Origin of the sequence: Brevibacterium sp. 2SA, from assembly GCF_005502845.1 — a bacterium.
Lineage (GTDB): Bacteria > Actinomycetota > Actinomycetes > Actinomycetales > Brevibacteriaceae > Brevibacterium.
This window is the reverse complement of the sequence record NZ_SCMW01000106.1, coordinates 1-3025: the sequence shown is the minus strand read 5'-3', so window position 1 is coordinate 3025 and position 3025 is coordinate 1. Positions and strand designations below refer to the sequence as shown.

General features: G+C 66.3%; 4 protein-coding genes. 2 read left to right on the top strand and 2 right to left on the bottom strand.

Annotated features, from left to right (window positions below):
* Together FFS20_RS17775 and FFS20_RS17770 are read right to left on the bottom strand one after the other, a co-directional pair.
* A partial coding sequence (locus tag FFS20_RS17775) for a GNAT family protein (RefSeq protein ID WP_137827098.1) occupies positions 1-582 on the bottom strand: 582 nt, incomplete at its 3' end.
* A 5-nt stretch (positions 583-587) separates the two neighbouring features.
* Positions 588-1082, bottom strand: coding sequence for a MarR family transcriptional regulator (locus FFS20_RS17770; protein ID WP_137827097.1), 495 nt, complete (start codon positions 1080-1082; stop codon positions 588-590).
* 214 nt (positions 1083-1296) lie between these two features.
* On the opposite strand from FFS20_RS17770, the gene sucC reads away from it, so the two are divergent.
* On the top strand, positions 1297-2466 hold the full coding sequence (gene sucC, locus FFS20_RS17765) for an ADP-forming succinate--CoA ligase subunit beta (protein WP_137827096.1): 1170 nt from the start codon (positions 1297-1299) through the stop codon (positions 2464-2466).
* 19 nt (positions 2467-2485) lie between these two features.
* A partial coding sequence (locus tag FFS20_RS17760) for a CoA-binding protein (protein WP_171007139.1) occupies positions 2486-3025 on the top strand: 540 nt, incomplete at its 3' end.

Sequence of the window (3025 nt, the reverse complement as noted above, 5' to 3'; positions counted from 1 at the left end):
CCACGCGGTGTCGCGGTTGCGTCCCTTGACGATGAGGTGCTGGCGGAAGACACCCTCGAAGGTGAAGCCGAACCGGGTGGCCGCCCGCTTCGACGGCGCGTTGTCGTTGTTGCACTTCCATTCGAACCGGCGGTACCCGGCCGCGAACACGGCGTCGGCGGTGAGGAAGAATGCCTCGGTGGCCGCACGGGTGCGGGCGATCGCCGGACCCCAGAGGATGTTGCCGATCTCGATGACGCCGTTGGCGGTGTCGATGCGCATGAGGGCCTGTCGTCCCTCGGCCCGCCCGGTCGCGCGGTCGACGACGGCGAAGAAGAGAGGATCGGCCGAGGCGGCAGCAGTGTCGAGCCACGCGTCGAACTCCGCGCGATCGCGCGGCGGGTGCTCGGGCAGGTAGGCGAAGCGCTCCTCGGCGCCGGGGGCGATCGCGGCCGCGAAGAGGCCGTCGCCGTGCCGGGCGGGATCGAGCGGCACGAGGTCGACCGACGTCCCGACGATCGTCTCCCGCCGAGGCGGCGCCACCGGAGTCCAGTGGCGCAGGGAGTCGGCGGTCGCCTCGGCGGCAGAAGTGGGATCGGCCATCGTGCTCAGTCCTCGTCGCCGTCGAAGCCGGTCGAGAGCTCCCGGAGCAGGGACGCGAGTTTGCGTCGGCCGGCCGGGGTGAGCCCGGCGAGGATGTCGCGCTCCTTGACGAGGAGATCGGCGAGGGCGGAGTCGACGGTCGCCCGCCCCGCCTCGGTGAGGCGCACGAGCACTCCGCGGCGATCGTCGGGATCGGGCAGACGCTCGACCCAGCCGGCGGTGACGAGGCGGTCGATGCGGTTGGTCATGGTCCCGCTCGTCACGAGCGTCTCCTGCAGGAGCGTCGAGGGGGAGAGCTGGTAGGGCTCGCCGGAGCGGCGCAGGGCCGAGAGCACGTCGAAGGCCCAGCTCTCGATGCCGTAGTCGGAGAAGCTCGACTTCCGTGCGCGGTCGAGCTGACGCGACAGTCTGCTCACGCGGGAGAGGATCTCCATGGGGGAGACATCGAGGTCAGGACGTTCGTGTCGCCACGCGGCGACGATCCGATCCACCTCATCCATGATCCGATATTACGTCCAGATCAAGAATCTTGACGACCAAGATACTTTTTCACGAGATATTCGTTACGTTCGCGGCCTGCGTGTTTGGATGCTCGGGTGCTGTTGGGAATAAAGTGGTGCCTGGTTGTTGCATCCGTCAACGCTCTTGCGGGGCCAAACGACCCCGTACGAATGCTGGGTGGAAAATCCCTGCAGACGAAACGAAGGAAGACACGTGGATCTTTTCGAGTATCAAGCGCGTGACCTGTTCGAGAAGCACGGAGTGCCCGTGCTCAAGGCCCAGGTCGCCACGACACCAGAAGAAGCGAAGAAGGCAGCTGAAGAGCTCGGCGGCGGCGTGGTCGTCGTCAAGTCGCAGGTGAAGATCGGCGGCCGCGGCAAGGCCGGCGGCGTCAAGGTCGCGAAGAATCCGGACGAGGCCGAAGCACGTGCGAACGAGATCCTCGGTCTCGACATCAAGGGCCACATCACGAAGAAGGTGATGATCGCCGAAGGTGCGGACATCGCCGAAGAGTACTACTTCTCCGTTCTCCTCGATCGCTCCAACCGCACCTACCTCGCCATGTGCTCGAAGGAAGGCGGCATGGAGATCGAGCAGCTCGCGGTCGAACGCCCCGAAGCGCTGGCGAAGATCCCCGTCAACGCCATCGACGGCATCGACGACGCCAAAGCCAAGGAGATCGCCGAGGCGGCCGGCTTCGACGCCGAGACCGCAGCGAAGGTCGCTCCTGTGCTGACCTCCCTGTGGACCGTCTTCGAGAAGGAGGACGCCACCCTCGTCGAGGTCAACCCGCTCGTCAAGACCGGTGCCGGTGACATCCTCGCCCTCGACGGCAAGGTCTCGCTCGATGAGAACGCGGACTTCCGTCACCCCGACCACGAAGAGCTGCGCGACATCGACGCCGAGGACCCGCTCGAACTCAAGGCCAAGGAACTCGACCTCAACTACGTCAAGCTCGACGGTGAGGTCGGAATCATCGGCAACGGCGCAGGCCTCGTGATGTCGACGCTCGACGTCGTCGCCTACGCCGGTGAGAAGCACGACAACGTCAAGCCCGCGAACTTCCTCGACATCGGCGGCGGCGCCTCGGCCGAGGTCATGGCCAACGGACTCGACGTCATCCTCGGCGACGACCAGGTCAAGGCCGTCTTCGTCAACGTCTTCGGCGGCATCACCGCCTGTGACGAGGTGGCCCGCGGCATCGTCAAGGCCCTGGAGATCCTCGGCGACCAGGCGACCAAGCCGCTCGTCGTCCGCCTCGACGGCAACAACGTCGAAGAGGGCCGGGCGATCCTCGCCGAGGCCGCTCACCCGCTCGTCACCCAGGTCGACACCATGGACGGTGGAGCCGACAAGGCCGCCGAACTGGCAGCCGCCAAGTAAGGAAAGGTCTCTCACACCCATGTCTATCTTCCTGAATTCCGATTCGAAGATCATCGTCCAGGGCATCACCGGCGGGGAGGGCACGAAGCACACCGCCCGCATGCTCGCGGCCGGGTCGAACGTCGTCGGCGGCGTCAACGCCCGCAAGGCCGGCACCACCGTCAAGCACGTCGACAAGAACGGCGACGACATCGAGCTTCCCGTCTTCGCCTCCGTCGCCGAGGCGATGGAGAAGACCGGTGCCGACGTGTCCGTGGCCTTCGTTCCGCCCGCCTTCTCGAAGGACGCGGCGATCGAGGCGATCGACGCCGGCATCGGCCTGCTCGTCATCATCACCGAGGGCATCCCGGTCCAGGACTCCGCCGAGGTCTGGGCCCGCGCCCAGAAGGCCGGCAACACCACCCGGATCATCGGCCCCAACTGCCCGGGCATCATCTCGCCCGAGCAGTCCCTGGCCGGCATCATCCCGGCGAACATCACGAAGAAGGGCAAGCTCGGACTCGTCTCGAAGTCGGGCACGCTGACCTACCAGATGATGTACGAACTGCGCGACCTCGGC

Excerpts from the sequence above, each read along its gene's own strand:
- FFS20_RS17770 (WP_137827097.1), bottom strand. The coding sequence starts at position 1,082 with ATGGATGAGGTGGATCGGATCGTCGCCGCGTGGCGACACGAACGTCCT.